Source organism: Oricola thermophila, assembly GCF_013358405.1.
GTDB lineage: Bacteria > Pseudomonadota > Alphaproteobacteria > Rhizobiales > Rhizobiaceae > Oricola > Oricola thermophila.
Genome location: NZ_CP054836.1, coordinates 184,352 through 208,131, shown reverse-complemented (window position 1 = coordinate 208,131; position 23,780 = coordinate 184,352). Strand labels below are relative to the sequence as shown.

31 protein-coding genes are annotated in these 23,780 nt (G+C 64.0%); 16 read left to right on the top strand and 15 right to left on the bottom strand.

What is annotated here, in order from left to right:
• The first annotated feature begins 152 nt into the window (after positions 1-152).
• Both HTY61_RS00925 and HTY61_RS00920 read left to right on the top strand, forming a co-directional pair.
• Positions 153-740, top strand: coding sequence for a DUF922 domain-containing protein (locus HTY61_RS00925; RefSeq protein WP_175275022.1), 588 nt, complete (start codon positions 153-155; stop codon positions 738-740).
• 57 nt (positions 741-797) lie between these two features.
• On the top strand, positions 798-998 hold the full coding sequence (locus HTY61_RS00920; RefSeq protein ID WP_175275021.1) for a hypothetical protein: 201 nt from the start codon (positions 798-800) through the stop codon (positions 996-998).
• Between the two features lie 33 nt (positions 999-1,031).
• On the opposite strand, the gene HTY61_RS00915 is transcribed toward HTY61_RS00920, so the two are convergent.
• Together HTY61_RS00915 and HTY61_RS00910 are read right to left on the bottom strand one after the other, a co-directional pair.
• A complete protein-coding gene (locus HTY61_RS00915) occupies positions 1,032-1,631 on the bottom strand; it encodes a rhodanese-like domain-containing protein (protein ID WP_175275020.1) in 600 nt (199 codons plus the stop codon).
• Positions 1,632-1,665: 34 nt separating this feature from the next.
• Positions 1,666-2,034, bottom strand: a complete 369-nt coding sequence (locus HTY61_RS00910) for a Kazal-type serine protease inhibitor domain-containing protein (RefSeq protein ID WP_175275019.1) — start codon at positions 2,032-2,034, stop codon at positions 1,666-1,668.
• 366 nt (positions 2,035-2,400) lie between these two features.
• Here HTY61_RS00910 and HTY61_RS00905 point away from each other — a divergent pair, with 366 nt between their 5' ends.
• Together HTY61_RS00905 and HTY61_RS00900 are read left to right on the top strand one after the other, a co-directional pair.
• Entirely contained in the window at positions 2,401-2,616 is a 216-nt protein-coding gene (locus HTY61_RS00905) for a cold-shock protein (RefSeq protein ID WP_175275018.1), read from the top strand.
• 219 nt (positions 2,617-2,835) lie between these two features.
• Positions 2,836-3,360, top strand: a complete 525-nt coding sequence (locus HTY61_RS00900) for a BA14K family protein (protein WP_246272881.1) — start codon at positions 2,836-2,838, stop codon at positions 3,358-3,360.
• Between the two features lie 83 nt (positions 3,361-3,443).
• Here the strand turns inward: HTY61_RS00900 and HTY61_RS00895 are convergent, their stop codons facing one another.
• From HTY61_RS00895 to HTY61_RS00885, 3 genes are all read right to left on the bottom strand, one after another.
• Positions 3,444-4,103: an MBL fold metallo-hydrolase gene (locus HTY61_RS00895; RefSeq protein WP_175275017.1), complete on the bottom strand. Its 660-nt coding sequence runs from the start codon at positions 4,101-4,103 to the stop codon at positions 3,444-3,446.
• Between the two features lie 131 nt (positions 4,104-4,234).
• A complete protein-coding gene (locus tag HTY61_RS00890; RefSeq protein WP_175275016.1) occupies positions 4,235-4,525 on the bottom strand; it encodes a hypothetical protein in 291 nt (96 codons plus the stop codon).
• 135 nt (positions 4,526-4,660) lie between these two features.
• Positions 4,661-5,554, bottom strand: a complete 894-nt coding sequence (locus tag HTY61_RS00885; RefSeq protein ID WP_175275015.1) for a branched-chain amino acid aminotransferase — start codon at positions 5,552-5,554, stop codon at positions 4,661-4,663.
• 229 nt (positions 5,555-5,783) lie between these two features.
• Between HTY61_RS00885 and HTY61_RS00880 the strand changes: the two genes are divergently transcribed.
• Genes HTY61_RS00880 through HTY61_RS00870 form a run of 3 tightly spaced genes read left to right on the top strand, consistent with a single transcriptional unit; the run spans position 5,784 to position 8,474 of the window.
• Complete coding sequence (locus HTY61_RS00880) at positions 5,784-6,281, top strand: MarR family winged helix-turn-helix transcriptional regulator (protein ID WP_246272880.1); 498 nt, start codon at positions 5,784-5,786, stop codon at positions 6,279-6,281.
• On the top strand, positions 6,278-7,000 hold the full coding sequence (locus tag HTY61_RS00875) for a response regulator (protein ID WP_175275013.1): 723 nt from the start codon (positions 6,278-6,280) through the stop codon (positions 6,998-7,000). Before HTY61_RS00880 ends, HTY61_RS00875 begins: the two co-directional genes overlap by 4 nt.
• Before the next feature lie 46 nt (positions 7,001-7,046).
• Positions 7,047-8,474, top strand: a complete 1,428-nt coding sequence (locus HTY61_RS00870; RefSeq protein ID WP_175275012.1) for an ATP-binding protein — start codon at positions 7,047-7,049, stop codon at positions 8,472-8,474.
• Here the strand turns inward: HTY61_RS00870 and HTY61_RS00865 are convergent.
• From HTY61_RS00865 to HTY61_RS00855, 3 genes are all read right to left on the bottom strand, one after another.
• Complete coding sequence (locus HTY61_RS00865; RefSeq protein ID WP_175275011.1) at positions 8,471-8,833, bottom strand: tRNA-binding protein; 363 nt, start codon at positions 8,831-8,833, stop codon at positions 8,471-8,473. The two genes, HTY61_RS00870 and HTY61_RS00865, sit on opposite strands and share 4 nt — an antisense overlap.
• Positions 8,834-8,843: 10 nt before the next feature.
• Positions 8,844-9,344: a type III secretion system chaperone family protein gene (locus tag HTY61_RS00860; RefSeq protein ID WP_175275010.1), complete on the bottom strand. Its 501-nt coding sequence runs from the start codon at positions 9,342-9,344 to the stop codon at positions 8,844-8,846.
• A 340-nt stretch (positions 9,345-9,684) separates the two neighbouring features.
• Positions 9,685-9,948 carry an accessory factor UbiK family protein gene (locus HTY61_RS00855; RefSeq protein ID WP_175275009.1) on the bottom strand — a complete coding sequence of 88 codons (264 nt, stop codon included), beginning with the start codon at positions 9,946-9,948 and terminating at the stop codon, positions 9,685-9,687.
• A 115-nt stretch (positions 9,949-10,063) separates the two neighbouring features.
• Between HTY61_RS00855 and lgt the strand changes: the two genes are divergently transcribed.
• From lgt to ychF, 9 genes are all read left to right on the top strand, one after another.
• Positions 10,064-10,909, top strand: coding sequence for a prolipoprotein diacylglyceryl transferase (lgt, locus tag HTY61_RS00850; RefSeq protein WP_175275008.1), 846 nt, complete (start codon positions 10,064-10,066; stop codon positions 10,907-10,909).
• Positions 10,906-11,994, top strand: a complete 1,089-nt coding sequence (locus HTY61_RS00845; RefSeq protein ID WP_175275007.1) for a class I SAM-dependent methyltransferase — start codon at positions 10,906-10,908, stop codon at positions 11,992-11,994. The genes lgt and HTY61_RS00845 overlap by 4 nt, the downstream gene beginning before the upstream one ends.
• Before the next feature lie 66 nt (positions 11,995-12,060).
• Positions 12,061-12,864, top strand: coding sequence for a peptidoglycan editing factor PgeF (gene pgeF, locus HTY61_RS00840; protein ID WP_175275006.1), 804 nt, complete (start codon positions 12,061-12,063; stop codon positions 12,862-12,864).
• A 34-nt stretch (positions 12,865-12,898) separates the two neighbouring features.
• Positions 12,899-14,050 carry a M24 family metallopeptidase gene (locus HTY61_RS00835; protein WP_175275005.1) on the top strand — a complete coding sequence of 384 codons (1,152 nt, stop codon included), beginning with the start codon at positions 12,899-12,901 and terminating at the stop codon, positions 14,048-14,050.
• 132 nt (positions 14,051-14,182) lie between these two features.
• Positions 14,183-14,752, top strand: coding sequence for a hypothetical protein (locus tag HTY61_RS00830; protein ID WP_175275004.1), 570 nt, complete (start codon positions 14,183-14,185; stop codon positions 14,750-14,752).
• 107 nt (positions 14,753-14,859) lie between these two features.
• Complete coding sequence (locus HTY61_RS00825; RefSeq protein ID WP_175275003.1) at positions 14,860-15,798, top strand: ribose-phosphate pyrophosphokinase; 939 nt, start codon at positions 14,860-14,862, stop codon at positions 15,796-15,798.
• Between the two features lie 265 nt (positions 15,799-16,063).
• Positions 16,064-16,696 (top strand): 50S ribosomal protein L25/general stress protein Ctc, encoded by a 633-nt coding sequence (locus tag HTY61_RS00820; protein WP_175275002.1) that lies wholly within the window; start codon positions 16,064-16,066, stop codon positions 16,694-16,696.
• Positions 16,697-16,735: 39 nt separating this feature from the next.
• Complete coding sequence (pth, locus tag HTY61_RS00815; protein WP_175275001.1) at positions 16,736-17,464, top strand: aminoacyl-tRNA hydrolase; 729 nt, start codon at positions 16,736-16,738, stop codon at positions 17,462-17,464.
• 4 nt (positions 17,465-17,468) lie between these two features.
• On the top strand, positions 17,469-18,572 hold the full coding sequence (gene ychF / locus HTY61_RS00810; protein ID WP_175275000.1) for a redox-regulated ATPase YchF: 1,104 nt from the start codon (positions 17,469-17,471) through the stop codon (positions 18,570-18,572).
• 57 nt (positions 18,573-18,629) lie between these two features.
• Here ychF and HTY61_RS00805 read toward each other — a convergent pair whose 3' ends face one another.
• The 7 genes from HTY61_RS00805 to petA all read right to left on the bottom strand — a co-directional run bounded on the left by HTY61_RS00805 (position 18,630) and on the right by petA (position 23,739).
• Entirely contained in the window at positions 18,630-18,836 is a 207-nt protein-coding gene (locus HTY61_RS00805; RefSeq protein WP_175274999.1) for a YgaP family membrane protein, read from the bottom strand.
• A 95-nt stretch (positions 18,837-18,931) separates the two neighbouring features.
• On the bottom strand, positions 18,932-19,594 hold the full coding sequence (locus HTY61_RS00800; protein ID WP_246272878.1) for a Crp/Fnr family transcriptional regulator: 663 nt from the start codon (positions 19,592-19,594) through the stop codon (positions 18,932-18,934).
• A gap of 28 nt (positions 19,595-19,622) precedes the next feature.
• A complete protein-coding gene (locus tag HTY61_RS00795; protein ID WP_197945340.1) occupies positions 19,623-20,315 on the bottom strand; it encodes a DUF599 domain-containing protein in 693 nt (230 codons plus the stop codon).
• A 12-nt stretch (positions 20,316-20,327) separates the two neighbouring features.
• Complete coding sequence (locus HTY61_RS00790) at positions 20,328-20,867, bottom strand: adenine phosphoribosyltransferase (protein ID WP_246272877.1); 540 nt, start codon at positions 20,865-20,867, stop codon at positions 20,328-20,330.
• A gap of 111 nt (positions 20,868-20,978) precedes the next feature.
• Positions 20,979-21,836: a cytochrome c1 gene (locus tag HTY61_RS00785; protein ID WP_175274997.1), complete on the bottom strand. Its 858-nt coding sequence runs from the start codon at positions 21,834-21,836 to the stop codon at positions 20,979-20,981.
• A 32-nt stretch (positions 21,837-21,868) separates the two neighbouring features.
• The gene (locus HTY61_RS00780) at positions 21,869-23,164 is read right to left on the bottom strand and encodes a cytochrome b (protein WP_281367594.1); all 1,296 of its coding nucleotides are present in this window, start codon (positions 23,162-23,164) and stop codon (positions 21,869-21,871) included.
• An 11-nt stretch (positions 23,165-23,175) separates the two neighbouring features.
• Complete coding sequence (gene petA, locus HTY61_RS00775) at positions 23,176-23,739, bottom strand: ubiquinol-cytochrome c reductase iron-sulfur subunit (protein WP_246272876.1); 564 nt, start codon at positions 23,737-23,739, stop codon at positions 23,176-23,178.
• Positions 23,740-23,780: the final 41 nt, after the last annotated feature.

Genomic DNA, 23,780 nt, shown 5'->3' with positions numbered 1-23,780 from the left:
CACAAGATTGCGCGCACGGCCCGCACCCTATCACGGAAAGCGGCACAGGGTGGGAATTCGTGGGCGCGGCGTGCGACGGGGCGACGCGTCTTTCGCCCCGGCGCGAGGCCCGCTAGTCTGGGCCGATGCAAACAGCCACGCCGGAAGCCCGCATGCGCGCCCTGCCCAGTCTCCCCGCCATCGCCCTCCTGCTTCTCGCCGCGCCGGCCGCGGCGGCGGAGATCCGCGCCCGCGTCGTGGTGAAGACCTACCCGGTCTCCGGCGAGACGGGGGCGGCGCTCTATGCCGCCATCGGCGGCGGCGGCCCGCTGGTCGGCGGCAGGCGGGCCATCGCGCGCACCGATTTCGACCTCAGATGGGGCCGCGATTACGTGCGCGACGGCAGGGATTGCGTGCTCGCCGCCGCCCGGCCCTTCCTCACCGTCACCTACACCCTGCCGGAGCCGTCCGGCCCCCTGCCGCCGGAGACCGCCGCCCGCTGGGCGCGCTTCGCCGCCGCCATCCGCTCCCACGAGGAGGTGCACGGCCGCTACGTCGAGGAGATGGCGCGGGAGATATACGACGCCACGGTCGGCTTCCGGCAGGAGAACGATCCCGGCTGCACGGCGATCCGCGAGGCGATCCAGGCGCCGCTCAAGGCGGCCTATGCCCGCTACCGGGAGAGGAACGCCGCCTTCGAGGCGTCCGAGATGGCGCCCGGCGGCCCGATCCGCCGGCGGGTCCTGGAGCTGGTCCGGTGAACGGGCGGCAGGCAGGCGCGGCGAAGGCGGCCGCGGCGGCGAAAGGGGGATGACGCCATGTCGGACATCGGCATCCTGTCCGGTTTCGATCTCTTCCTGCTGGCGCTGATCGCCGGGGCGCCCGGCGCGGTCGTCGGCGCACCGCTCGGCGCGTGGCTGCGGCGCGGCCATCGCCTTGCCGGGGCGGCGGCGGGCTGCGCGGGCGGCTTCGCGCTCGGCCTCGGCGCCATGCTGGCCTGGGTCCTGGTGCTCAGGTGAGACGGGGACCGCTCCCCGGCCGCGCCGCGCGAGCTATTCGCCGGTCACCGTCAGGCCCAGCACCCGCCAGCTCTGCATGCCGCCGCGATAGTAGAAGATGCGGTCCGCCGGGTAGCCCGCGGCGATCATGGCGCGGATGGCCGTCGGCGACTGGCCGCACCACAGCCCGTTGCAGAACAGCGCCACCCGCCTGGCGTTCTCGCAGTCCCAGCCGTCGAAATCCGGTTCGCAACCCAGCTCCGTGAGCCGGTCGCCGACCTCGGTGTATGGCAGGTTGATCGCGCCGGGAATCGAGCCGCCCCGGAACCAGTCGACCGTGCGGCTGTCGACCACCAGCGCGTCCGGGTCCTTGAGCATCTCGATCAGCTCCAGCTCGCCGATCGTCGTCACTCCCTCCGCCGGGCTCATCGGCTGGATGCAGAAGGGCGGGCAGGCGCGCGACGTCCGCGCGAATTCCCCGGTGATCTCGTGCGTCTCGTCCTGGATGCGGCGGATCTCCCGCGGCCCGTCCGGCGTGTCCACCGTGACGCTCGGCATGTCGCGGGCGATGCCGACCTTCAGGTCGTCGGCCTGGCCGGTTGCGGTAAGGCCCGCCAGCATGGCGAGAGCGGCGAATATGAGCGTCCGGATCATGCGTTTCTCCATCTGTTGTCGGGCGCCATTATGGTCAGCACGGACCCTGCCGGACCACCCGCGCGCCCTGGGAGGCGGCCGTGCAGTCGTTCGGATAGGTCGCGAGCTGTCCGGCCCGTTCCGCGCAGACCGGCGCCAGGATCATCGGGCATATGCGTTCGGACCCTCCAGGCTGGCACTCGCCCGGCGCGTAGGCGCGAAAGCCCTCGGTCTCGGCGGTGCAGGCATTGGGGAAGGTTCGCCGGCCGCTCGGCGTACGGGCGCAGACAGGCTGGTAGACTTCGGGGCAGAAGGCGGAATTGGCCGGCGGCGGCGAGATGGTCCTCTCGCAGGCTGCGAGTGCCGGCGCCATCGCCAGGGCGATCCCCAGCGCCGCGATCCGCCTGCCCGTCAATGCCTTCATCGCGATCTCCCTTTCCGCAACAACCCTATGCCGCATGTCGAGCACTGTCACGCGGCAGGAATGTCGCATTTTCTTCTGGCACAGAAAGTTTCGCGCGGGTTTCAAAAAAGTTTTTCTTTACATTTTGACTTGGCTAGAGCAGTTATTTTTCCCGTTCGGGCAATTTGCGAACGAATTGGAAGTCGGAAATACCGCGCACCGGCACGTGAGAAAACAAGCCGGGCGTCGTTCACCGAAACGGCGCGAGAACTGGTTCCTTTCCTTGCATTCGAGAACTGCCTGCCTCTCCGCGCGCGATGGTGCTCGTGGAAAATCATGCGGCAGAATGGGGCGGCCGCGCATCGACACGGAAAAGGATCCGGAAATATGTCACAGACTGGTACGGTTAAATTCTTCAACACCGACAAGGGCTTCGGCTTCATCAAGCCGGATGACGGCGGCGCGGACATCTTCGTCCACATCTCCGCCCTGCAGGCGTCCGGCCTCGACGGCCTGATGGAGAACCAGAAGGTCTCGTTCGAGACCGAGCCGGACCGTCGCGGCAAGGGACCGAAAGCGGTAAACCTCGCCATCGCCGAGTAGGAATGATCTGCGGCGGCGACGCTGCTGCCGATTGGACATGTAGGCGCGCGGCCGCAATTGCCGCGCGCCTTTTTCTTGTCCGCGCACATGCGTGAACGCATGAAAGACGGTGTGATTGGCCGTTCAGGCTGCGTTCAGCTTGGCCTTCCTAGTTTGCTCCCACGCGTTCGGGCGGCGCAGCCGTCCCTTTGCCGAACAAGACGCGATTGGAGAAACGTCATGAGCAAGCTGTTTGCGTCATCCGCGCTGAAATCCCTCGTTGCCGCGTGTGCCGTCACCGCGACCGCCATGTCGCCGCTGGCCGCGTCACCGGCCGCCGCCGATGGCTGGAAACGCCACGATGGCGCCCGCAACTTCCACCGCGGCAGCGACTGCTTCCGGCGCGATGGCCGGCGCTTCTGCACCGGGCGTGTCGCACCGGCGCCCGGTCCGCGTCATTCGCACGTCGACCGCCACCTGGACGGTGGCGAAGCGGCGGCAGCGGCCATCCTCGGCCTGGCGGGCGTCGCGATCATCGCCGGTGCACTGTCCAGCGCCAATCGGCCGGTTCGAGAGTACCGGACCGCGCCGAATGCATATCCGCCTGCGCCCTCCGGGCCGCGCGTGATTACCTATGAGAGCCGTCTGCAACCCTGGTCGCCGGAATGGTATCGCTGGTGCGACGCCCGCTACCGGTCCTTCAATCCGCAGACCGGCACCTATCGCGGCTATGACGGCCTCGATCATTTCTGTGTGCCGAAATAGGGTTCAGGCAGCTTGCCGTGAATCCCCGGACGGTCCGCCGTGCGGGGATCTTGCCCCGGGAGAACGAACCGCCGCCGGCGCCATCAAGCCGAGGCCTGTACCAGGAACGGATTTGTCCTGCGCTCCTCGCCGAGCTGACCGCCTGGTCCGTGGCCGCAGATGAAGCCGATATTGTCGCCGAGCGGAAGCAGCTTCTCCTTGATCGAGGCAATGAGTGCCGCGTGGTCCCCGCCGGGCAGGTCGGTGCGTCCGATAGAGCCGCGAAACAGCACGTCGCCGACATGGGCGAAGCCCGCTGCCCGGTTGTAGAAGACGACATGGCCGGGCGCATGCCCGGGACAGTGCAGCACCTCGAATTCGTGCCCCGCGAAGGACAGGACATCGCCTTCTTCCAGCCAGCGGTCGGGCGCCGCGTTGCGAACCGTTCCCGCGGGAAGGCCGAACATGCGTGCCTGGTCTTCGAGGCCGTCGAGCAGCATCTTGTCGGCCTCGTGCGGCCCGATGATCTCGACCCCGAGCGTCTCCTTGAGTTCCATCGCGCCGCCGGCATGGTCGATATGGCCATGCGTCAACCAAATGGCGTCGACGACAATGCCGTTTTTCTCCAGTGCCTCTTGTATGTGGTCGATGTCACCGCCGGGATCGACCACCACGCCGTGCTTCGACTCGGTGTCGAAGAGAACCGTGCAGTTCTGCTGGAATGCGGTGACCGGGATGATGAGCGCGTTGAGCTTGGCGGCCATGAGGCTCCCCTTGCGTTTGTCGGATCGTCGGCATGCTTCCTGCCAGCTTATCCACCGTCACCGCAAGGCTTGTAGTATCGGGGCGGACAAACAGGAGCCGCCCCGAAATGTCATTTCATTCCTTCACGAAATCACCGCTTGGCCATGATCGCGCCGACAATCCCGGTCAGGACTCCGCCGCCGGCAGCGCCGCCGATCACGTCACCGAGAATGTTGCCGATATCCATGCCGCCTGCGGGATTGCCGCCCAGGAGTCCGGCAATGATTCCGCCAATCGCCGTTCCGCCGCCGACTCCGCCGACAACGCCGGCCAGAATTTTCGGCAGCATGTTCATCGCCGCGGACTGTACGAACTTCCCGACGACTCCTCCTCCCACGGCACCCGAAATGGCCTGAATGATGATTGGAATCAGTGCTTCCATGGCTTTTCTCCCGCCTGTGTTGTCGCCGCGGACTATCCCCGAACAGGATGCCGCAACGTAAGGAACCTACACGATTCTCTTCACGGGTTCGAATTGCCAAGTCTTGGCATGCGCGCCAGACCGTTGCCCGGGCGATTATTCCGCTGCGGCTGCTCGTGCCGGATATACGGTGGCCGTGTAATCGTCCATCAAGGTCCGGGTGATATCGCCAACCTCGAAACTGTATGGACCGACCTCGGATACCGGTGTCACCTCTGCCGCCGTGCCGGTCAGGAAGCACTGTTCGAAGCCTTCCATTTCCTCCGGCATGATCGTCCGTTCCACCACCTCGTAGCCGCGCTTTCCCGCCAGTTCGATAACCGTGCGCCGGGTAATGCCGTCGAGGAAACAGTCCGGCGTCGGCGTGTGGATGACGCCGTCCTTGACAAAGAACACATTGGCGCCCGTCGCCTCGGCGACCCTGCCACGCCAGTCGAGCATAAGCGCATCGGCATAGCCCTTGGCCTCGGCAGCGTGTTTCGACAGCGTGCAGATCATGTAAAGCCCCGCCGCCTTGGATTTGGACGGCGCGGTACGCGGATCGGGTCGGCGATACGCGGCCAGATCGAGGCGGATACCCTTCATCCGCTGCTCCGGGTCGAAGTAGCTCGGCCACTGCCAGATCGCGATGGCGAGGTTGATGCGGTTCTTCTGCGCCGAAACGCCCATCATCTCGGAGCCGCGCCAGGCAATGGGGCGCACATAGGCATCCGCGAAACCCTGCTTGTGAAGGAGCTCCATGCAGGCCGCGTCGATCTCTCCGACGGAATAGGGTATCTTGAATCCGAGAATGTCGGCCGACTCGTGCAGGCGTTCCGTATGTTCGGTCAGCTTGAAGATTTCGCCGCCATAGGCACGTTCACCCTCGAAAACCGCGCTCGCATAATGCAGACCGTGGGTCAGCACGTGAACCTTCGCATCCTTCCACGGCACGAACTCGCCATTCATCCATATATGGCCATCTAGCTGATCGAATGGGACTTCAGCCATGTTGGAAACTCCGTTCTTCCGCCGTGATATTGTCTTGTCGCTGTATTTTTGTGAGGAGCAGTATGTACCCGAAGCGGCGCAACAACCAGGAATTTAGCGGACCGGTATCTTTAAGAATGCTGCGTAGCGCGGGCCTGACCCTTGATGGAAATTACTTAAAGTGCCAAAATATGTCAACATACCTGACATAAAATCCGGTAGTCCTCCCCCCATGGAACCAGCCCGTTTGATGAACAACAAAACCGAAGCTCTTCCCGCGTCCACGTTGATCGAGCACCTGTTTTTCGCCTATCGCGATTTCACCGGCGATCCCGACACCATCCTCGCGCAATTCGGCTTCGGCCGCGCGCATCACCGCGTTCTCCATTTCATCGATCGCAAGCCAGGACTGACCGTCGCCGAGCTGCTTGACCTGCTGAAGATCACCAAGCAGAGCCTCGCGCGCGTTCTCAAGCAGCTTGTGGACGGCGGATATGTCTGCCAGAAGCCGGGCCCGGTCGACCGGCGCCAGCGCGAGCTCTACCTGACGGAGAGCGGACAGACGCTCATCCGCGACCTGCGCGAGCCACAGTCTCGCCGCATAGTGTCTGCATTGCAGCAAACGGGCTGCGCGGAGGAGGATATTGCAAGGTTCCTGTTCGCCATGATGACCGACGAATCCCGGCAGCAGATTTCGATGCTCAATGCCGGTGGAAACGGCGAAACGGAACCGGGTGAGGATCGATGAGCGAAACAAGCGAAGCCGCCACCGAAACCGTGATTGCGGATGACGCGCCGCACATACTGATCGTCGACGACGATACGCGCATCCGCACCCTCTTGTCCGAATATCTCGGCACCAACGGTTACCGCGTTACCGGCGCAGCGACCGCCGAGGAGGCACGCCGCAAGATCGAAGGCCTCGAATTCGATTTGCTGGTCCTCGACGTGATGATGCCGGGCGAGAACGGCGTATCGCTCGCGCGCAGCCTGCGCGCCAGCCAGCGCGATGTGCCGATCCTCATGCTGACCGCCCGCTCGGAAACCGAGCAGCGCATAGAGGGGCTGGAAGCCGGCGCGGACGACTATCTTCCGAAACCGTTCGATCCCCGGGAACTGCTGCTGCGCGTGGGCAATATCGTCAAGCGCGGCGCGGCGCCAGCCCAGCCGAAGATCGAGCAGATCGTGTTCGGCCCCTACACTTTCGTGATCGCGCGGCGCGAACTCAAGCGCAACGGCGAACCCGTGCATCTGACCGACCGCGAGCAGGAGATCATGGTTCGCTTCGCCGAGAATGCCGGCGAGACGATACCGCGCCATGAAATGTTCGCCGAAAAGTCCGGCATCGGCGAACGCACGATCGACGTCCAGATCAACCGACTGCGCCGCAAGATCGAGGCAGATCCGGCCAACCCGCGTTACCTTCAAACCGTGCGGGGAATAGGCTACCGTCTGTCCATTGAATAGCGAACGGGCGCGGAACGGCGCCCCGGGCGGGCGGCAGGCGGGCAGGATGGCCACGGCAGATATCCGGGAAAATCGGGCGAAACGGGCAACCCGGCGTCCCTGGTGGAAACGCTTGCGTGCCATGTTGCGCGCGGCAAATCTGGTGCTGCGCCGGATACTCGGGCGCTTCTCGCAGTTCATGCCGCGCGGCCTTTATGCACGCTCGCTCATCATCATCATCGCGCCGATGGTGCTGCTCCAGTCGGTCATCGCCTTCGTGTTCATGGAGCGTCACTGGCAGACCGTCACACAGCGCCTCTCGACGGCGGTAACGCGCGACATCGCCGCCATCATTGATGTCATCGAGACCTATCCCCAGGATCCGGAGTACGAGGAAGTGATCCGGATGGCGCGTGAACGGCTTGCCCTCAACGTCGCGGTCCTGCCGCCCGATCCCCTTCCCGCCCCCGCGCCGAAACCGTTTTTCTCGATCCTCGACCGCATCCTGTCGGAGGAGATCACGAAACAGATCGGCCGCCCGTTCTGGATCGATACCGTCGGCAATTCCAGCCTGGTGGAGATTCGCATCCAGCTCGAAGGCAAGGTGCTTCGTGTAATCGCACGGCGCAGCCAGGCCTATGCATCCAACACCCACATCTTCCTCCTGTGGATGGTCGGCACCTCTCTGGTCCTGCTGTTCATCGCGATCCTGTTCCTGCGCAATCAGATTCGCCCGATCCAGAAGCTTGCCGAAGCGGCCGAAAGTTTCGGCAAGGGCCGACCGCTCCCGCCCGATTTCCGGCCCCGCGGCGCCATCGAGGTCCGGCGCGCCGGCCTTGCCTTCATCCAGATGCGCGAGCGAATCGAAAAGCAGATCGAGCAGCGCACGGCCATGCTGAGCGGCGTCAGTCACGACCTGCGCACCATCCTCACCCGCTTCAAGCTCCAGCTTGCCCTGTCGAAGGACAAGGCGCTGAGCGAGGCGATGGAAAAGGATGTGTCCGACATGCAGTCGATGCTCGAGGGTTATCTTTCCTTCGCGCGCGGCGATGCAAAGGAGGAGACAGGGGAGCTCGATCTTGACGAATTGCTGGACCAGATCCGGGCGGACGGAAGGCTGGCAGGCAAGAAGGTACGGACAAGCCTCATAGGCCGGTCCGACATCGTGGTGAGACCCGGCGCCTTCCGGCGCCTCGTTACCAATCTCACCTCCAACGCGTTCCGCTATGCCGACCGTGTCGAGATCGTCGCGCGCAACGCCAAGGGCTGGCTGACGCTGACCGTGGACGATGACGGCCCCGGCATCCCGCCTGAACAGCGAGAGGACGTGTTCCGGCCCTTCTACAGGCTGGACGAGGCCCGCAATCTGGACGAAAGCGGCACCGGACTGGGGCTTGCTATCGCCCGCGACATCGCGCGCAGCCACGGTGGGGACGTCACTCTTGAGGACAGCCCGATGGGCGGCCTCCGGGCGGAATTGCGCCTGCCGGTCTAGAGCAGGCGCCGCCCGTTCGGGACGGGCCTGTCCACGGCAGCAAGGACAATCGCGCCCTCCTCGTCTTCGAAGCCCAGCGTCAGCACCTCGGAGCGCATGGGCCCGATCTGGCGCGGCGGGAAATTGACCACGGCCATCACCTGCCGGCCCACCAGTTCCTCCGGTCTATAGTGCACGGTGATTTGCGCCGAAGACTTTTTCACGCCGATTTCCGGCCCGAAGTCGATTTTCATCCTGATCGCCGGCTTGCGCGCCTCCGGAAACGCCTCCGCCTCGATGATCGTGCCGGTACGGATATCGACCCGCAGGAAATCGTCGAAGCTGATCTCGGGCGCGACGCCCCCGGATTCATCTGCCATCGCGCGTTCCCTATGCTTCGCCCATGGTCTCGAACATGGTGCTTTCCAGCGCCTCCTTGGCGGTGGCGCCAGACCACAGCACGTACTGGAAAGCCTGGTAGTAGGATTCGCATGTCTCGATGGCACTGGACAGCATCACCTCGACCTGCGCCTCCGTCGGCTCCGCGCCGCCGGCGAGCAGCAGGGAGTGGCGGAACATCACCGCGCCTTCCTGCTCCCACAGATCGAAATGGCCCATCAGCAATTGCTCGTTGATGAGCGAAATCAGCCGCATCAGTTCGGCGAAACGGCTGTCGTGCACCTTCACGTCAAAGCCGCAGGCGAAGTGCAGCGACTCGAAATCCTCCATCCACGCGTAAGACACGTGGTAGTTGGTCCAATGCCCCTGCACGGCGACGGCGATCTCGTCGTCACCGGTCCGCTCGAAGTTCCAATCGTTGATATGGGCGACCTGCTCGATGACGTCGACGGGATGCGCGGCACGATAATAGTCAAGCTCAATTAGGCTCATTGCCTGGTCTGCTCCGTTTTCTCAGCCCCTGAGGGCAGCGCTTTCAAAACCGGGTTGATGTACGCGACACGGTTACGATGAAGGCGAACGAGTGCTGCAACGGACTGACGCGGCTGCGCTAAACTTTCATTCGCAAAAAATCGAATCACTCAATAATTTCAGTCTATTGATCCATGAGACGCGGAAAAGCCCCTGAAATGAAAAAGCGCCGGATAACGATGCGAGGACATGCGGGCGGGGAGCCGCTCCGCACTAGGTAAGCGACTCTTAACGCTTGCTTTTTCGGCCCTTTGATTCGCCGAAAAGAAGCTGTGAACTTTCTGTGAAATGCGTTCTGCGGTTACTTGTCGGAAGCCTTTTCGAGCTTCTCTTCCAGCTCGGCGACCCGCTTCGAAAGCGCATCGTTTTCCTCGCGCGCCCGGACTGCCATTTCGCGCACGGCTTCGAACTCGTCTCGCTTCACGAGATCCATGCCGGCCAGGAGCTTTTCGATCTGGTGCTGAAAGGCCGCTTCGGCTTCCCGGCGCACGCCCTGCGCCGTACCCGCCATGTCGGTCATCAGGCGGGCGAAATCGTCCAGAATCTTGTTGGGCCCTGTTGTCATGGCGGCTGCTCCTGTGTTCAAGACACTAGGTATTGCCGTGTCCCGATCATTGCAAGACGGAAGCCGCTGAAACGCCGCGAGGACGGTCGGGATGCGGGAAATCAAGAGGACGAACATGACGCCCTTCAGCGCGCCGCTTCTGGCAATTCCGTTCCCGGACATCGACCCGGTCATCTTCCAGGTCGGGCCGCTTGCCATCCGCTGGTATTCGCTGGCCTACATAGTAGGCATCGTGCTCGGCTGGCTCTATACCCGCCGGCTGGTGCGCAATGAACGACTGTGGGGTGGACGCGCCGCGCCTGTCACCGCCGCCGACCTCGACGACTTCCTGTTGTGGGCGACCATCGCCATCGTCGTCGGCGGACGGCTCGGCTACGTGCTGTTCTACGACCTCGCCTACTATCTCTCCGATCCCGCGGCGATCCTTGCCACCTGGCACGGCGGCATGTCCTTTCACGGTGGCCTGGTCGGCATGGCCATCGCCATGATCGCCTTCGCACGGAAACGCGGCATTCCGATGTGGAGCCTGATCGACATCGTCTCCGCCGTCGTACCGATCGGCCTGTTCTTTGGCCGCATTGCCAACTTCATCAATGGCGAACTCTGGGGCCGCATCGCCGACGTACCATGGGCCGTGGCCTTTCCCGGCGCCGGTCCCTTTCCGCGCCATCCGAGCCAGCTATACGAGGCCGCGCTGGAGGGTATCGTCCTGTGGCTTGTATTGCGCTTCTGCACCCATGGCCGGCTGAAGCTGCGTTACCCGCGTTTTGTGACCGGTGTTTTCATCGGCGGCTACGGCGCGGCGCGCATCTTCGTGGAGTTCTTCCGCGAACCCGACCAGCATCTCGGCTATCTCCTTGGCGGCTGGATGACCATGGGCATGATCCTGTCGCTGCCGATGGTGATCCTCGGCATCGCCCTTGCCCTCTCTGCCCGGCTTTCTCCCGCTACCGAAGAATGACCGGCATCGTCGAAGAGAAGATAAGGCGCCTGATCAAGGCGGCAGGTCCGCTGCCGGTCTCCGACTACATGGCCCTGTGCCTGTTCGATCCCGACGGCGGATACTACACCACCCGCGAACCGTTCGGTGTGGACGGGGACTTCATCACCGCACCGGAAATCAGCCAGATGTTCGGCGAGATCGTCGGAGCCTGGCTCGTCCATACATGGCGGCAGCTCGGCCGCCCGGCGCCCTTCGTCCTGGCCGAGATGGGCCCCGGACGCGGAACGCTCATGCGCGACATCCTGCGCACGGCCGCGATCGACCCCGCATTCCTGTCGGCTGCCCGGGTCCATCTAGTCGAGACGAGCGACCGCCTCGCATCCGTTCAGCGCGAAACATTGGCCGACGCGCCGCTCGAATGCACATGGACGCAGGATATCGACGGCCTGCCGGAAGGACCGCTGCTGTTTGTCGCCAACGAGTTGTTCGATGCCGTGCCTGTCCGGCAGTTCGTGAAGACGGCCCGTGGCTGGTGCGAGCGCCATGTCGGCATCGGCGACGACGGCGCGCTCCGCTTCTTCGCCGGCCCGCCGCTCGGAGATCCATCCCTCCTGCCGCCCCGCGCGGACGACCAGGCGGAAGGCGCGATCTTCGAATATGCTCCGGCCCGCGAAGCAATCGCCGCACGGCTCGGCGTGCGCCTCGCGGAATCCGGCGGCGCGGCACTGCTGATCGACTACGGCCATGCACGATCCGGCTATGCGGACACGCTGCAGGCCGTGCGCGCTCACCGCTACGTCTCCGTATTCGACCAGCCGGGCTCCGCCGACCTGACCAGCCACGTGGATTTCGAGTCCCTGGCCAGCGCAGCCCGCGCCGCAGGAGCACATCCCCTTCCCGTGATTTCCCAAGGCGAGTTCCTGCTCTCCCTGGGCCTCGCCGAGCGAGCCGGCGCGCTGGGACGCGGAAAGGACGAAGCATCCCGACAGGATATCCGGATGGCCGCCGAGCGTCTCGCCGGCGTGGGAGAGAAGGGCATGGGCGAACTGTTCAAGGTGCTCTGCCTGACAGGCAAGCCGATGGCGCTGCCCCCCTTTCGCTGAATGCCCAGAAGCAGCCATGTTGACAGGATCGACGCACTGCAACAGGGTGCCGTACCGGCGGAGCAGATGCAGAACATGACCTATAACCCGCAGGACATCCTGCGCCCGATCCGATCGCAAGCGTTGTCCGGCATGGGCAACGTCCGGCATGGTTTCTTCACCCGCGAGGGCGGTGTCTCTACCGGTATCTATGCCGGGCTGAACGCGGGTCTGGGATCCGCGGACGAACCGGAAAGGGTGCGCGAAAACCGAGCACGGATCGCTTCCTGGCTGGGCCGACCGGACGGCGCCATATCGACGCCGCACCAGGTCCATTCGGACTGTGCCGTCGTGATCGACCGCCCGTTGGAAGAAACGAACCGCCCGAAGGCCGACGCCCTCGTCACGGCGACGCCCGGCGTTTTGATCGGCGTGCTGACCGCCGACTGCGGCCCCGTCCTTTTTGCAGACCCGGAGAATGGCGTCGTCGCGGCCGCACATTCCGGCTGGAAGGGTGCGGTATCGGGTATCCTGGAAAACACCGTGGAAGCCATGATTTCCGCAGGCGCGCGGCGCGAGAGCATCCACGCGGTACTGGGTCCCACGATCGGCCCGGACAACTACGAGGTCGGCCCGGAATTCGAGGCCCGTTTCTGCGCGTCCGAATCCGGGAATGCCCGTTTCTTCCGTCCGTCGCGGCGTGACGGCCACTTCCTGTTCGACCTCCCGGCCTATATCCTCTCCCGACTCGCCGCCGCCGGTATCGGCGCAAGCCATACCGGTCACTGCACCTACGCTGACGAGGCCTTGTTCTATTCCTACCGGCGCACCACCCATCGCGGCGAGCCCGACTACGGACGACAGGTGTCCGCAATCGTGCTGTCCGACTGATCTGCCTTTTTCGTACTGGACGAGGAGACCATTCATGGCCCTGCATTTCGAAGCCAGCGAGTTCGAGGAGCGCAAGGCGCGCCTGCTAGCGGAAATGAAGGATGCGAGGCTGGATGCCATGCTTCTCTTCGCGCAGGAGAGCATGTACTGGCTCACCGGCTACGATACCTTCGGCTTCTGTTTCTTCCAGTGCATGATCGTCGAGGCAAACGGCGAAATCGCATTGTTGACGCGATCGGCAGACCTGCGCCAGGCGCGACATACTTCCAACGTTGAAACGATCGTGATCTGGGAGGACCGCGCCGGAGCCAACCCGGCGCGCGACCTGAAGGAACTCCTTTCCGACCGCGACCTGCTCGGAAAGCGCATCGGCATCGAATACGAAACCCACGGCCTGACGGCCGCCAACGGGCGGCGCGTGGATACCGCCCTGAGCACCTTCGCGGAACTGGAGGATGCCTCGGCGATCGTTCCGCGACTGCGGTCGATCAAGTCGCCGGCAGAGATCGCCTGTGCCAGGAAGGCCGCGGAACTGGCGGATGACGCCCTCGACGCGGCGATTCCGCTGATCAGGGCCGGCACGGACGAAAGCAGGATCCTCGCCGCCATGCAGGGAGCCATCCTCGAAGGTGGTGGCGACTATGCAGGCAACGAATTCATCATCGGTTCGGGTGAGGATGCTCTGCTTTGCAGGTACAAGTCCGGACGCCGCACGCTCGGGAAGAACGACCAGCTGACGCTCGAATGGGCAGGTGCCTATCGCCGCTACCATGCCGCAATGATGCGTACCGTGCTGACCGGCAAGCCATCGTCGCGTCACCTGGAGCTTTACGAGGCCGCAAAAGCCGCGCTCGCCGCCTGCGAGACCGTGATGCGCCCCGGCTATACCTTCGGCGACGTGTTCGATGCCCATGCACGGGCAATGGCCGAAGCCGATCTGACGCGCCATCGCCTGAATGCCTGCGGCTATTCGCTCGGCGCCCATTTCACGCCCTGCTGGATGGACATGCCCATGTTCCACGCCGGCAATGAAGAACCCGTGGAACCGAACATGACGCTGTTCGCACACATGATCATTGCCGATTCCGATAGCGGCACTGCAATGACCTTGGGCCAGACCTATCTGACGACGGACGGCGAGCCCGAATGCCTGTCGCGTCACGGCCTTGATTTGATTGTGGGTTGAGGTAAGGGTTTGGGCGCTCCACCATCACAACAACAACAGCGGGATGACTGCTGCATGACGCGAACGGGGATGACTGCTGCATGACAGGTACGGGTATGGCGGCTGCATGACGGAAATGGGGATGACGGCTGGATGACGGGAACAATGCTTCGGCTCGCCAGCCTGGCGTGTGCGCTTCTTCTCGTCTCCGCATGCACCGGCACCGACAGCGGACTCGGCATCGGCCAGCCGCAGGACCCGGACGAGGCCGCGGCCGAGGCCCGCTTTCCCGCGATCGCGGGCGATGCGGCGGCGCAGGGCGCGGTAACCGCCGCGAATACGCCTACCGACGCTCCCGAGATCGCCCGCGTCTATTTCGCACCGGTGGTGGGAGTCTCCGTGGACAAGGTGGAACCGCTGTCGAAGCGCCTGGGCAGCGTGGGCAGCGCCAGCGGCGTCCGTCTCGTTCCCGCCGAAGCCGGCGGCTACACCCATGAGATCAAGGGCTACTTCTCCGCCTTCACGGAGAGCGGATCGACCACCGTCGTCCATGTATGGGACGTCATCACCCCGAGCGGGCAGCGCGTGCACCGGATACAGGGTCAGGAGACCGTCCCCGGCGCGACGCCGGACCCTTGGGCATCCGTGCCGCCTGCGACAATGGAGGCGATTGCCGACAGCTTCATGCTCGCCTATACGGCATGGCTGAAAAGCGGGGCATGACCCGTGGTGTGAAGAATCGGGTGTGAAACCGGCTTTGCGCCTTGCAATGAGTGGTGGGGGCTGTAAAACCCGCGCCAGTTATCCACAGCACGCACCGGCAGGGCGCAATGAAACTCTTCGCTGGCAATTCCAATCGCCAACTCGCGGAATCCGTTGCCAAGTATCTGGGAGTGAGTGTCGGACGGGCAAGCGTCCGCCGATTCGCTGACGAGGAAATCTTCGTCGAGATCCAGGAAAATGTCCGCGGCGAGGATGTTTTCATTCTCCAGTCGACCTCCTACCCGGCCAACGATCACCTGATGGAACTGCTCATCATGATCGATGCGTTCCGCCGCTCCTCGGCGCGACGCATCACGGCCGTGATCCCCTATTTCGGCTATGCCCGCCAGGACCGGCGCACCTCCGGCCGCACGCCGATCTCGGCCAAGCTGGTCGCCAACCTGATCACCCGTGCCGGCGCCGACCGCGTGCTCACGCTCGACCTCCATGCCGGCCAGATCCAGGGCTTCTTCGACATTCCGACCGACAACCTCTACGCCGTTCCTGTCATGGCGCGCGACATCCGCGCCCGCTACAAGGATCTGTCGAGCGTGATCGTCGTGTCCCCCGATGTCGGCGGCGTGGTGCGCGCCCGCGCCCTGTCCAAGCGGCTCAACGACACCCTGCTGGCCATTGTCGACAAGCGACGCGAGAAGCCCGGCGAATCCGAGGTGATGAACGTGATCGGCGAGATCAAGGGCAAGGATTGCTTTCTGATCGACGACATCATCGATTCCGGCGGAACGCTGTGCAACGCCGCCGAGGCCCTGCTGGAAAAGGGCGCGAACAGCGTGACCGCCTACATCACGCATGGCGTGCTATCCGGCGGCGCGGTCAACCGCATCATGGATTCCAAGCTGACCGAGCTGGTCATCACCGACTCCATCCAGCCGACGGCGGCCGTCGAATCCGCGCCCAATATCCGCGTGCTTTCGATCACCGACCTGATCGGCGAGGCCATTGCCCGCACCTCGCACGAGCAGTCCGTCTCCTCCCTTTTCGACTGATCGGTCTGGCGCCGACCCGCCCCCTATCCGGAAAGGTCATTCGCGGAAAACGGGGGCGCGGCCCCGGCTTCGCCTGTCTTTTAACGCCCTTCGCCTTCCCGCACTATCTTCTCCCGTGGAAACTTGCACCGACGTGCCCGGTGCGCTATAGGCACGCGCATCCGCGCAGACACCCTTGGAGGCAGCGCGGCAAGGCCGGGCGACCGGCTTTGGTTTTTCTGGAAACAGTAAAACACTCCATATTACGTCCTCGAAAGGAAATGCCATGAGCGAGACATACGTGCTCAAGGCCGAGGCGCGCGAACGGGTCGGTAAGGGGTCCGCCCGGGCTATTCGCCGCAACGGCAACATTCCCGCTGTCATCTATGGTGACAACAAGCCCCCGCTTTCCATCACGCTTCCGCTCAACGAAGTGACCAAGCGCATCCATGCCGGCGGCTTCATGACCACGGTTGCGGAGATCGAGCTGGACGGCAAGAAGCACCGCGTTCTGCCGAAGGCCTACGACCTCGACCCGGTCAAGGACATCGTCATGCATGTCGATTTCCTGCGCGTCTCGGCAAAGACCGAAGTGACGGTGAACATCCCGGTCCACTTCCTCAACGAAGAGACCTGCCCGGGCCTCAAGAAGGGCGGCACGCTCAACGTCGTCCGCCACGAGGTCGAGGTTCACTGCCCAGCCGACGCGATCCCGGACTACTTCGAGCTGGACTTGGCCGACGCCGAGCTCGGCGACGCGCTCAAGATCTCGCGCATCGAGCTGCCGAAGGGCGTAGTGCCGACCATCACCGATCGCGACTTCACCATCGCCACGATCTCCGCGCCGGGTGGCGGCGCCAAGGAAGAGGCGGAAGAAGTCGTCGAGACGGAAGAGGAAGCAGTCACCGCCGAGGAGTAATCCCGGCCTGCCGGTTGCACAGATTGTGGGGTTATTGCCATGCTCATTGTCGCTGGCCTCGGCAATCCCGGCACCAAATATGCCAACAACCGGCACAATATCGGCTTCATGGCGGCGGACGAGATCGTTCGCCGCCATTCGTCTTTCGGTCCCTGGCAGAAGAAGTTCAACGCCGAGATTGCCGAGGGGCGCATCGGCGGGGAGAAGGTTCTGGTCATCAAGCCCCAGACCTTCATGAACAATTCCGGGCAGGCCGTCGGCGAGGCGTTGCGCTTCTACAAGCTCGGACCGGATTCGCTGATTGTCCTCTATGACGAGCTCGACCTGCCGCCCGGAAAGCTGCGCATCAAGACCGGCGGAGGTTCCGGTGGCCACAACGGCATCAAGTCGATCGACGCCCATTGCGGCAAGGACTACCGGCGCGTCCGCATCGGCATCGGGCATCCCGGCGCCAAGGAGCGCGTGCACGCCCATGTCCTTGGCGATTTCGCGAAGGCCGACCGGGGCTGGATCGATCGCCTGCTGACGGAGATCGCGGACAATGCCGAGTTGCTGGTCAAGGGAGACGACTCGGGGTTCATGAACAGGATCGCGCTTGCGATGGGGGAAACGGACATGGCGACCGCTAGGAAAAAACCGGCACCGGCGAAGCCCGCCGGCGCGAAGAAACAGAGCCATGTTCGCCAGGCGCGCCAACATGCCCCGGAGGTCAAGCCGACCGGCCCCATGGCGGACATGCTGAACAAGCTATTCGGAAAGAAGGACTGACCTGATGGGTTTCAAATGCGGCATCGTCGGCCTGCCCAATGTCGGCAAGTCGACGCTCTTCAACGCGCTGACAAAGACCGCGGCCGCGCAGGCGGCGAACTACCCCTTCTGCACCATCGAGCCGAACACCGGCGAGGTCGCGGTGCCCGATCCGCGCCTGGCGAAAATCGCCGCGGCGGCCGGCTCCAAGGAGATCATCCCGACCCGCATCAATTTCGTCGACATTGCCGGCCTCGTGCGCGGCGCCTCGAAGGGCGAGGGCCTCGGCAACCAGTTCCTCGCCAACATCCGCGAGGTCGATGCCATTGTCCACGTTCTGCGCTGCTTCGAGGATGACGACATCACCCATGTCGAGGGACGCATCGATCCCGTTTCGGATGCAGAGACCGTCGAGACCGAGCTGATGCTGGCTGATCTCGAGAGCCTCGAGCGCCGCATCGTGCAGATCCGCAAGCGCGCCACCGGCAAGGACAAGGAAGCCGTGACCATCCTCCCGGTCATGGAGCAGGCCCTTGCCCTGCTGCAGGATTCGAAGCCCGTCCGCCTGATGCTCGATGGCATCGCGACCGAGGATCTTGCCATCCTGAAGAGCCTGAACCTGCTGACCTCCAAGCCGGTCCTCTATGTCTGCAACGTCGCCGAGGGCGACGCGGCGACCGGCAATGCCCATTCGCAGGCTGTCGAGAAGATGGCGGCAGAACAGGGCGCACGCACCGTCGTCATCTCGGCGGCAATCGAGGCCGAACTGGCCCAGCTGGAAGATGCCGAGGCCGAGGAGTACCTGGAAGCCATGGGGCTGGAGGAACCGGGCCTCGACCGGCTGATCCGCGAGGGCTACCGCCTGCTCGACCTCATCACCTTCTTCACCGCCGGCCCGAAGGAGACACGGGCATGGACCGTGAAGAAGGGCGCCAAGGCGCCTCAGGCGGCCGGAGAAATCCACACCGATTTCGAGAAGGGCTTCATCCGTGCCCAGACCATCGCCTATGACGACTTCGTCACGCTGGGCGGCGAGGTTGCAGCCAAGGAGGCCGGCAAGGCGCGCGACGAGGGCAAGGAATACATCGTCCAGGACGGCGACGTGATGCTGTTCAAGTTCAACGTCTGACGCCGACCGCACGCGAATGGAAAGGCGGCGAGTTTCGCCGCCTTTTTCGATTCCGGGTCAGGCTTTCCTGGTCGGACAGGTGGAGATGCCGAAGACCGAGTAGACCGGGCACGTCCCGACGAGCCCCGTCACCAGTGGAATGATGCCGACCAGCGTCCAGTAGCGCCATGACGCATCCGGATACATGAAGAAGGCGGCAAGAAGCACCAAGCCGACGATGACCCGGATCGCCCTGTCGATCATGCCTTCATTGGTCTTGAACATGTCCGTTCCTTTCCTCATTGGTTTCGGTCGATGGCGGCATCAAACAGCATTTCGACGCCGTTGTCGGTGACCATGTCACACAAGGATAAGGATTCTCAGGTGGCCTCCTCCCCGGCTATCTGCCGCAGGCCTCTTGCCGACTCTATCCGTACGACGCCGCGCTCCAGCCTGACGATGCCGCGCCCGGCAAGCGCCTCCAGCCGGCGCGAGACGACTTCCCGCGCCGAGCCGATGGCCGAGGCGATTTCCGCGTGCGTCGCCCTCACGGCACCGTCCTCGCCGGCCTGTGCAAGCAGCCACTGCGCCAGCCGCCGCTCCACCTTCACAAAGGCGACCATCTCGAGCAGATGGGTCATCTCGCCCAGCCTGTCGGCAAAGGCCCTGAATACGAAACGCCGGAAGGTTTCGGAGCCTGTCAGCAACCGGTCGAATATCGCGGGCGGCACGGTCACCGCGACGACGTCGGTCTCGGCGATCGCCTCGCCGCTATAGGGCTGCGCGCCCAGCATCCCGAGCGTCGTCTGTACGCAGGTCTCGCCCGGCTCTATCGAGTAGAGCAGCAATTCGCGACCGGTGCGGCTGTTGAGATAGACATTGACCCTGCCCGACACGGTGAGCACGAAACCCGCCGGCATGTCGCCCGGGCGGAACAGCACCGTGCCCTCGCGGATCAGTTGCGGTTTCAGCGGCTCCAGCGCCATTCGGGCAGACGCGTCGAGGACGTTCGCATAGGGTGTACCGGCAATCCACGAGGTCAATACGCCGCTCCTCCCCTGTTGCCCGCCATCACGCGATCAGGATACTGCGCGCCCGCGAGAAGAACTGCCGCCTCGCCAGCACGAGGACCACGAATACCGTGGAGCCGATCAGCACCCAGGGTCCGACGAACCAGCCGATATAGGCCAGCGAGAAGAAGATGGCCCGCATGCCGGCGGTGAAGTGCCGGCTGGCGACGATGTTCATCTCGGCGGCCCGCAATGCCGCGGCCCGGCGTTCCTCCGGGGGCGCGTCCTGCGTGTGGCTCACACCTCCGATCAGGATCGAGCAGTAGTTGAACAGCCGGTAGGCCCAGCCGAACTTGAAGAATCCGTAGACGCAGATCGTCGTCAGGCCGAACACCTTGAGCTCGTAGGCGCCGCGCGGCACCGGCTCGATGAACGGGATGTCGCGATAGATCTGCAGCACCGCGTCCGTGGAACCGAACAGCGCGAAACAGCCGCCGATGGCAAGAATCGATGCCGAGCCGAAATAGGCCGATCCCTGCTGCAGCCCGGCCACGATGCCCGTGTCGATCATGCGCAGGTCGCGGTCAGCGAGCGTCAGCATCCATTCGCGGCGGCGCTCGGCCATCAGGCCGGAGAGGCTGCGGAACCGTAGCGGCGAATAGTCGACCACCGCCTCGAACATGAGCCAGGCGCAAACGAAGAAGGCCAGGGCCGCCATGTCGCTCGGGCCGATAATGGAAAGGATCCAGCTCATCGGCACGGTCCGTCAGTCGCCCGGGAATTCTACGAGCGTGCGCACCGGGACGCCGAGAGCCTCGATCTTCTTCCGGCCGCCGAGATCCGGCAGGTCGATGACGAAGCAGGCGGCGACCACCTCCGCGCCCATCTGGTGCAGCAGCCTCACGGCCCCCTCCGCGGTGCCGCCGGTGGCGATGAGATCGTCGACCAGGATGACCCGCTCGCCCTTCTTCACCGCGTCCTTGTGCATCTCCATCTCGTCGACGCCATATTCCAGGCTGTAGGCGATGCGTACCGTCTCGTGCGGCAGCTTGCCCTTCTTGCGGATCGGCACGAAGCCGGCGGACAGCTGGTGGGACATGGCCCCGCCGAGGATGAAGCCGCGCGCCTCCACGCCGGCGATCTTGTCGATCTTGGTGCCGGCATAGGGATGCACCAGCTCGTCGATCGAGCGCCGGAAGGCGCGCGCGTCGCCGAGCAGCGTGGTTATGTCGCGGAACATGACGCCCGGTTTCGGATAGTCGGGGATCGTGCGGATCGCGGCTTCTAGGTTTTCGCGCAATGTCATCAGTGTTTTCCTTGCCGTACAGCAAACGCCGCGGATCATGTCCCCGCGCGCTTCAAAAGAAAAGGGCGCCGACGCGCCCTTTCAGTGTTCGTTGGGTATTCTCGGTGCGGGTCAGTGCTCGACGCGCGACCACACCTGCTTCTTGGCGATGTAGAGCAATGCCGAGAACAGCACCAGGAAGATCATGACCCGGAAGCCCATTTCCTTGCGCTCGACGAGGTGCGGCTCCGCAGCCCACATCAGGAAGGCGGCAACGTCGCGCGCCTCCTGCTCGATGGTGGCGGGGGTGCCGTCGTCGAATTCGACGTCGTCGCCATAGAGCGGCGGCGCCATCGCGAGTGCCGCGCCATTGGCGAAATACGGGTTGTAGTAGAGCCCGTCCTGGACCTCGATATGGTCCGGAACGTCATCCGTGTAGCCGGTCAGCAGCGAGTAGATGTAATCGGGGCCGCCTTCCGCGTACTGGGTGAAGATGTCGAAGATGAACTGCGGGAAGCCGCGTTCGACGCCGCGCGCCTTGGCGATCAGCGACAGGTCCGGCGGCACCGCGCCGTTGTTGGAGGCTGCCGCCTGGTTCGCGTTCTCGTAGGGGCTCGGGAAGTAATCCGAAGCGATCGCCGGACGGGTGAACATGTCGCCGTCCTGGTTCGGGCCGTCCTCGACCTCGTAGTTGGCCGCGAATGCCTTGATCTGCTCTTCCGAGTAGCCGAGGTCCTCGAGGTTGCGAAAGGCCACGCGCTTCAGCGAATGGCAGGCTGAGCACACGTTCACGTAGACTTTCAGGCCGCGTTGCAGCTGCGCCTTGTCATAGGTGCCGAACGGCCCGGCGAAGCTCCAGTCCTGCTCGACCGGCTTGTTGATCGGATAGTGGACCGTGTGTTCCGCCTCTTCCTCCGCGGCGGACGCCGCCGGCACGGCGAGCGTCAGGGCGAGGGCCGCGGCACCGATCTTGGCAATGATGTTTCTCATTGTTTGTTTCCCGTGTGTTTGGGCGTAACGCCTCAACCCCTTGTTTCCGGCGAAGCCGCCGCGGTGCCGGCCACCTGCTGCGCCCCGTTCTTCTCCAGGACCGCCTCGGTGATCGAGTTCGGCATCCGGCGCGGTTTCTCGATCAGGCCGAGAAGCGGCAGGATGATGAGGAAGAAGGCAAAGTAGTAGGCCGTTCCGATCTGTGCCAGCGTCGTGTAGACGCCTTCCGCCGGCTTGGAGCCGAGCCAGCCGAGCAGGATCGCGTTCGCGACGAAGATCCAGAAGAACAGCTTGTACCAGGGACGGTAGACCGCCGAGCGGACCTTCGATGTATCCAGCCAGGGCATCACGAACAGCACCGCGATCGAGCCGAACATGGCGAGCACGCCGCCGAGCTTGGAGTCGATCGGGCCGATGTTGAAGGTGATGGCGCGCAGGATCGCGTAGAACGGCAGGAAGTACCATTCGGGCACGATATGGGCCGGCGTCACCAGCGGGTTGGCCTCGGTGTAGTTGTCCGGATGGCCGAGATAGTTCGGGATGTAGAAGATGAAGTAGGCGAAGACGAGGAAGAACACCATCATCGCGAACGCGTCCTTGATGGTCGCGTAGGGCGTGAAGGCCACCGTGTCGGTCTTCGACTTCACCTCGATGCCGGTCGGGTTCGTCTGGCCGGTCACGTGCAGCGCCCAGACGTGCAGGACAACGACGCCCGCGATCATGAAGGGCAGCAGGTAGTGCAGCGAGAAGAACCGGTTCAGCGTCGGCTCGCCGACGGCATAGCCGCCCAGCAGGAACTGCTGGATCCACTCGCCGACCAGCGGGAAAGCGGTGAAGAAGCCGGTGATCACCTGGGCGCCCCAGTATGACATCTGCCCCCAGGGAAGCACGTAACCCATGAAGCCGGTGGCCATCATGAGCAGGTAGATGATGCAGCCGAGGATCCACAGCAGCTCGCGCGGCGCCTTGTAGGAGCCGTAATACATGCCGCGGAAGATATGCAGGTAGACCGCGATGAAGAAGAAGGACGCGCCGTTGGCGTGCATGTAGCGCAGCAGCCAGCCGGAATTCACGTCGCGCATGATGCTTTCCACGGCGCCGAAGGCGAGTTCCGTGGAAGAGACGTAATGCATGGCCAGAACGACGCCCGTCAGGATCTGGGCGACGAGCATCAAGGTGAGGATGCCGCCGAAGGTGTAGGCGTAGTTCAGGTTGCGCGGCACCGGATAGGCGACGAATGAATCGTACATCAGCCGCGGCAGCGGCATGCGCGCGTCGATCCATTTGCCGATTCCGGAGGTCGGCGTGTAGGTGCCGTGGTGTTCCATTTTGCTCATGCTCAGGCCTCTGCGGTATCGGTGCCGATGATTAGGGTTGTCTCGTTGGCGAACACGTGCGGCGGACGAGGCAGGTTGATCGCGGCCGGACCGCGCAGGATTCGACCGGTCATGTCGAACACCGAGCCGTGGCACGGGCAGGCCCAGCCTTCCGGCGCATTCTCAACGGTCTTGGGAATGCAGCCCAGGTGGGTGCAGTTGGCCGAAACGACGATCCAGCCGGCATCGTCGGCGCCCTCGACGGAGTCGATGCGCTCATCGGCCGGCTGCCAGTCCTTCATGTCACCTTCGCCGAGTTCGCCTGCGGCGGCGATCTCGTCCTCGGTCAGGCGACGGACGAAATAGGGTTTCCCGCGCCAGGTCACGATGATCACGCCGCCGGGCTCGATGCTGGAAATGTCGATCTCGACCGGCTCGCCGGCGGCACGGACAGCGGCGTCCGGACGCATCTGGTCGATGAAGGGCCAGGCCAGGCCGGCCGCGCCGACAACGCCGAGCATGCCTGTGGCGATATAGATGAAATCGCGGCGCGTCGGTTCGTCGGAGGTGATTGCTTCTTCGCTCACAGGAGCCTTCCTTTCAGGTACAGTCACTGTGACGGCAAACG

Coding starts and splice junctions, on each gene's coding strand:
- HTY61_RS00925 (WP_175275022.1), top strand. CDS start 153: ATGCGCGCCCTGCCCAGTCTCCCCGCCATCGCCCTCCTGCTTCTCGCC.
- HTY61_RS00920 (WP_175275021.1), top strand. CDS start 798: ATGTCGGACATCGGCATCCTGTCCGGTTTCGATCTCTTCCTGCTGGCG.
- HTY61_RS00915 (WP_175275020.1), bottom strand. CDS start 1,631: ATGATCCGGACGCTCATATTCGCCGCTCTCGCCATGCTGGCGGGCCTT.
- HTY61_RS00910 (WP_175275019.1), bottom strand. CDS start 2,034: ATGAAGGCATTGACGGGCAGGCGGATCGCGGCGCTGGGGATCGCCCTG.
- HTY61_RS00905 (WP_175275018.1), top strand. CDS start 2,401: ATGTCACAGACTGGTACGGTTAAATTCTTCAACACCGACAAGGGCTTC.
- HTY61_RS00900 (WP_246272881.1), top strand. CDS start 2,836: ATGAGCAAGCTGTTTGCGTCATCCGCGCTGAAATCCCTCGTTGCCGCG.
- HTY61_RS00895 (WP_175275017.1), bottom strand. CDS start 4,103: ATGGCCGCCAAGCTCAACGCGCTCATCATCCCGGTCACCGCATTCCAG.
- HTY61_RS00890 (WP_175275016.1), bottom strand. CDS start 4,525: ATGGAAGCACTGATTCCAATCATCATTCAGGCCATTTCGGGTGCCGTG.
- HTY61_RS00885 (WP_175275015.1), bottom strand. CDS start 5,554: ATGGCTGAAGTCCCATTCGATCAGCTAGATGGCCATATATGGATGAAT.
- HTY61_RS00880 (WP_246272880.1), top strand. CDS start 5,784: ATGAACAACAAAACCGAAGCTCTTCCCGCGTCCACGTTGATCGAGCAC.
- HTY61_RS00875 (WP_175275013.1), top strand. CDS start 6,278: ATGAGCGAAACAAGCGAAGCCGCCACCGAAACCGTGATTGCGGATGAC.
- HTY61_RS00870 (WP_175275012.1), top strand. CDS start 7,047: ATGGCCACGGCAGATATCCGGGAAAATCGGGCGAAACGGGCAACCCGG.
- HTY61_RS00865 (WP_175275011.1), bottom strand. CDS start 8,833: ATGGCAGATGAATCCGGGGGCGTCGCGCCCGAGATCAGCTTCGACGAT.
- HTY61_RS00860 (WP_175275010.1), bottom strand. CDS start 9,344: ATGAGCCTAATTGAGCTTGACTATTATCGTGCCGCGCATCCCGTCGAC.
- HTY61_RS00855 (WP_175275009.1), bottom strand. CDS start 9,948: ATGACAACAGGGCCCAACAAGATTCTGGACGATTTCGCCCGCCTGATG.
- lgt (WP_175275008.1), top strand. CDS start 10,064: ATGACGCCCTTCAGCGCGCCGCTTCTGGCAATTCCGTTCCCGGACATC.
- HTY61_RS00845 (WP_175275007.1), top strand. CDS start 10,906: ATGACCGGCATCGTCGAAGAGAAGATAAGGCGCCTGATCAAGGCGGCA.
- pgeF (WP_175275006.1), top strand. CDS start 12,061: ATGCAGAACATGACCTATAACCCGCAGGACATCCTGCGCCCGATCCGA.
- HTY61_RS00835 (WP_175275005.1), top strand. CDS start 12,899: ATGGCCCTGCATTTCGAAGCCAGCGAGTTCGAGGAGCGCAAGGCGCGC.
- HTY61_RS00830 (WP_175275004.1), top strand. CDS start 14,183: ATGACGGGAACAATGCTTCGGCTCGCCAGCCTGGCGTGTGCGCTTCTT.
- HTY61_RS00825 (WP_175275003.1), top strand. CDS start 14,860: ATGAAACTCTTCGCTGGCAATTCCAATCGCCAACTCGCGGAATCCGTT.
- HTY61_RS00820 (WP_175275002.1), top strand. CDS start 16,064: ATGAGCGAGACATACGTGCTCAAGGCCGAGGCGCGCGAACGGGTCGGT.
- pth (WP_175275001.1), top strand. CDS start 16,736: ATGCTCATTGTCGCTGGCCTCGGCAATCCCGGCACCAAATATGCCAAC.
- ychF (WP_175275000.1), top strand. CDS start 17,469: ATGGGTTTCAAATGCGGCATCGTCGGCCTGCCCAATGTCGGCAAGTCG.
- HTY61_RS00805 (WP_175274999.1), bottom strand. CDS start 18,836: ATGTTCAAGACCAATGAAGGCATGATCGACAGGGCGATCCGGGTCATC.
- HTY61_RS00795 (WP_197945340.1), bottom strand. CDS start 20,315: ATGAGCTGGATCCTTTCCATTATCGGCCCGAGCGACATGGCGGCCCTG.
- HTY61_RS00790 (WP_246272877.1), bottom strand. CDS start 20,867: ATGACATTGCGCGAAAACCTAGAAGCCGCGATCCGCACGATCCCCGAC.
- HTY61_RS00785 (WP_175274997.1), bottom strand. CDS start 21,836: ATGAGAAACATCATTGCCAAGATCGGTGCCGCGGCCCTCGCCCTGACG.
- HTY61_RS00780 (WP_281367594.1), bottom strand. CDS start 23,164: ATGGAACACCACGGCACCTACACGCCGACCTCCGGAATCGGCAAATGG.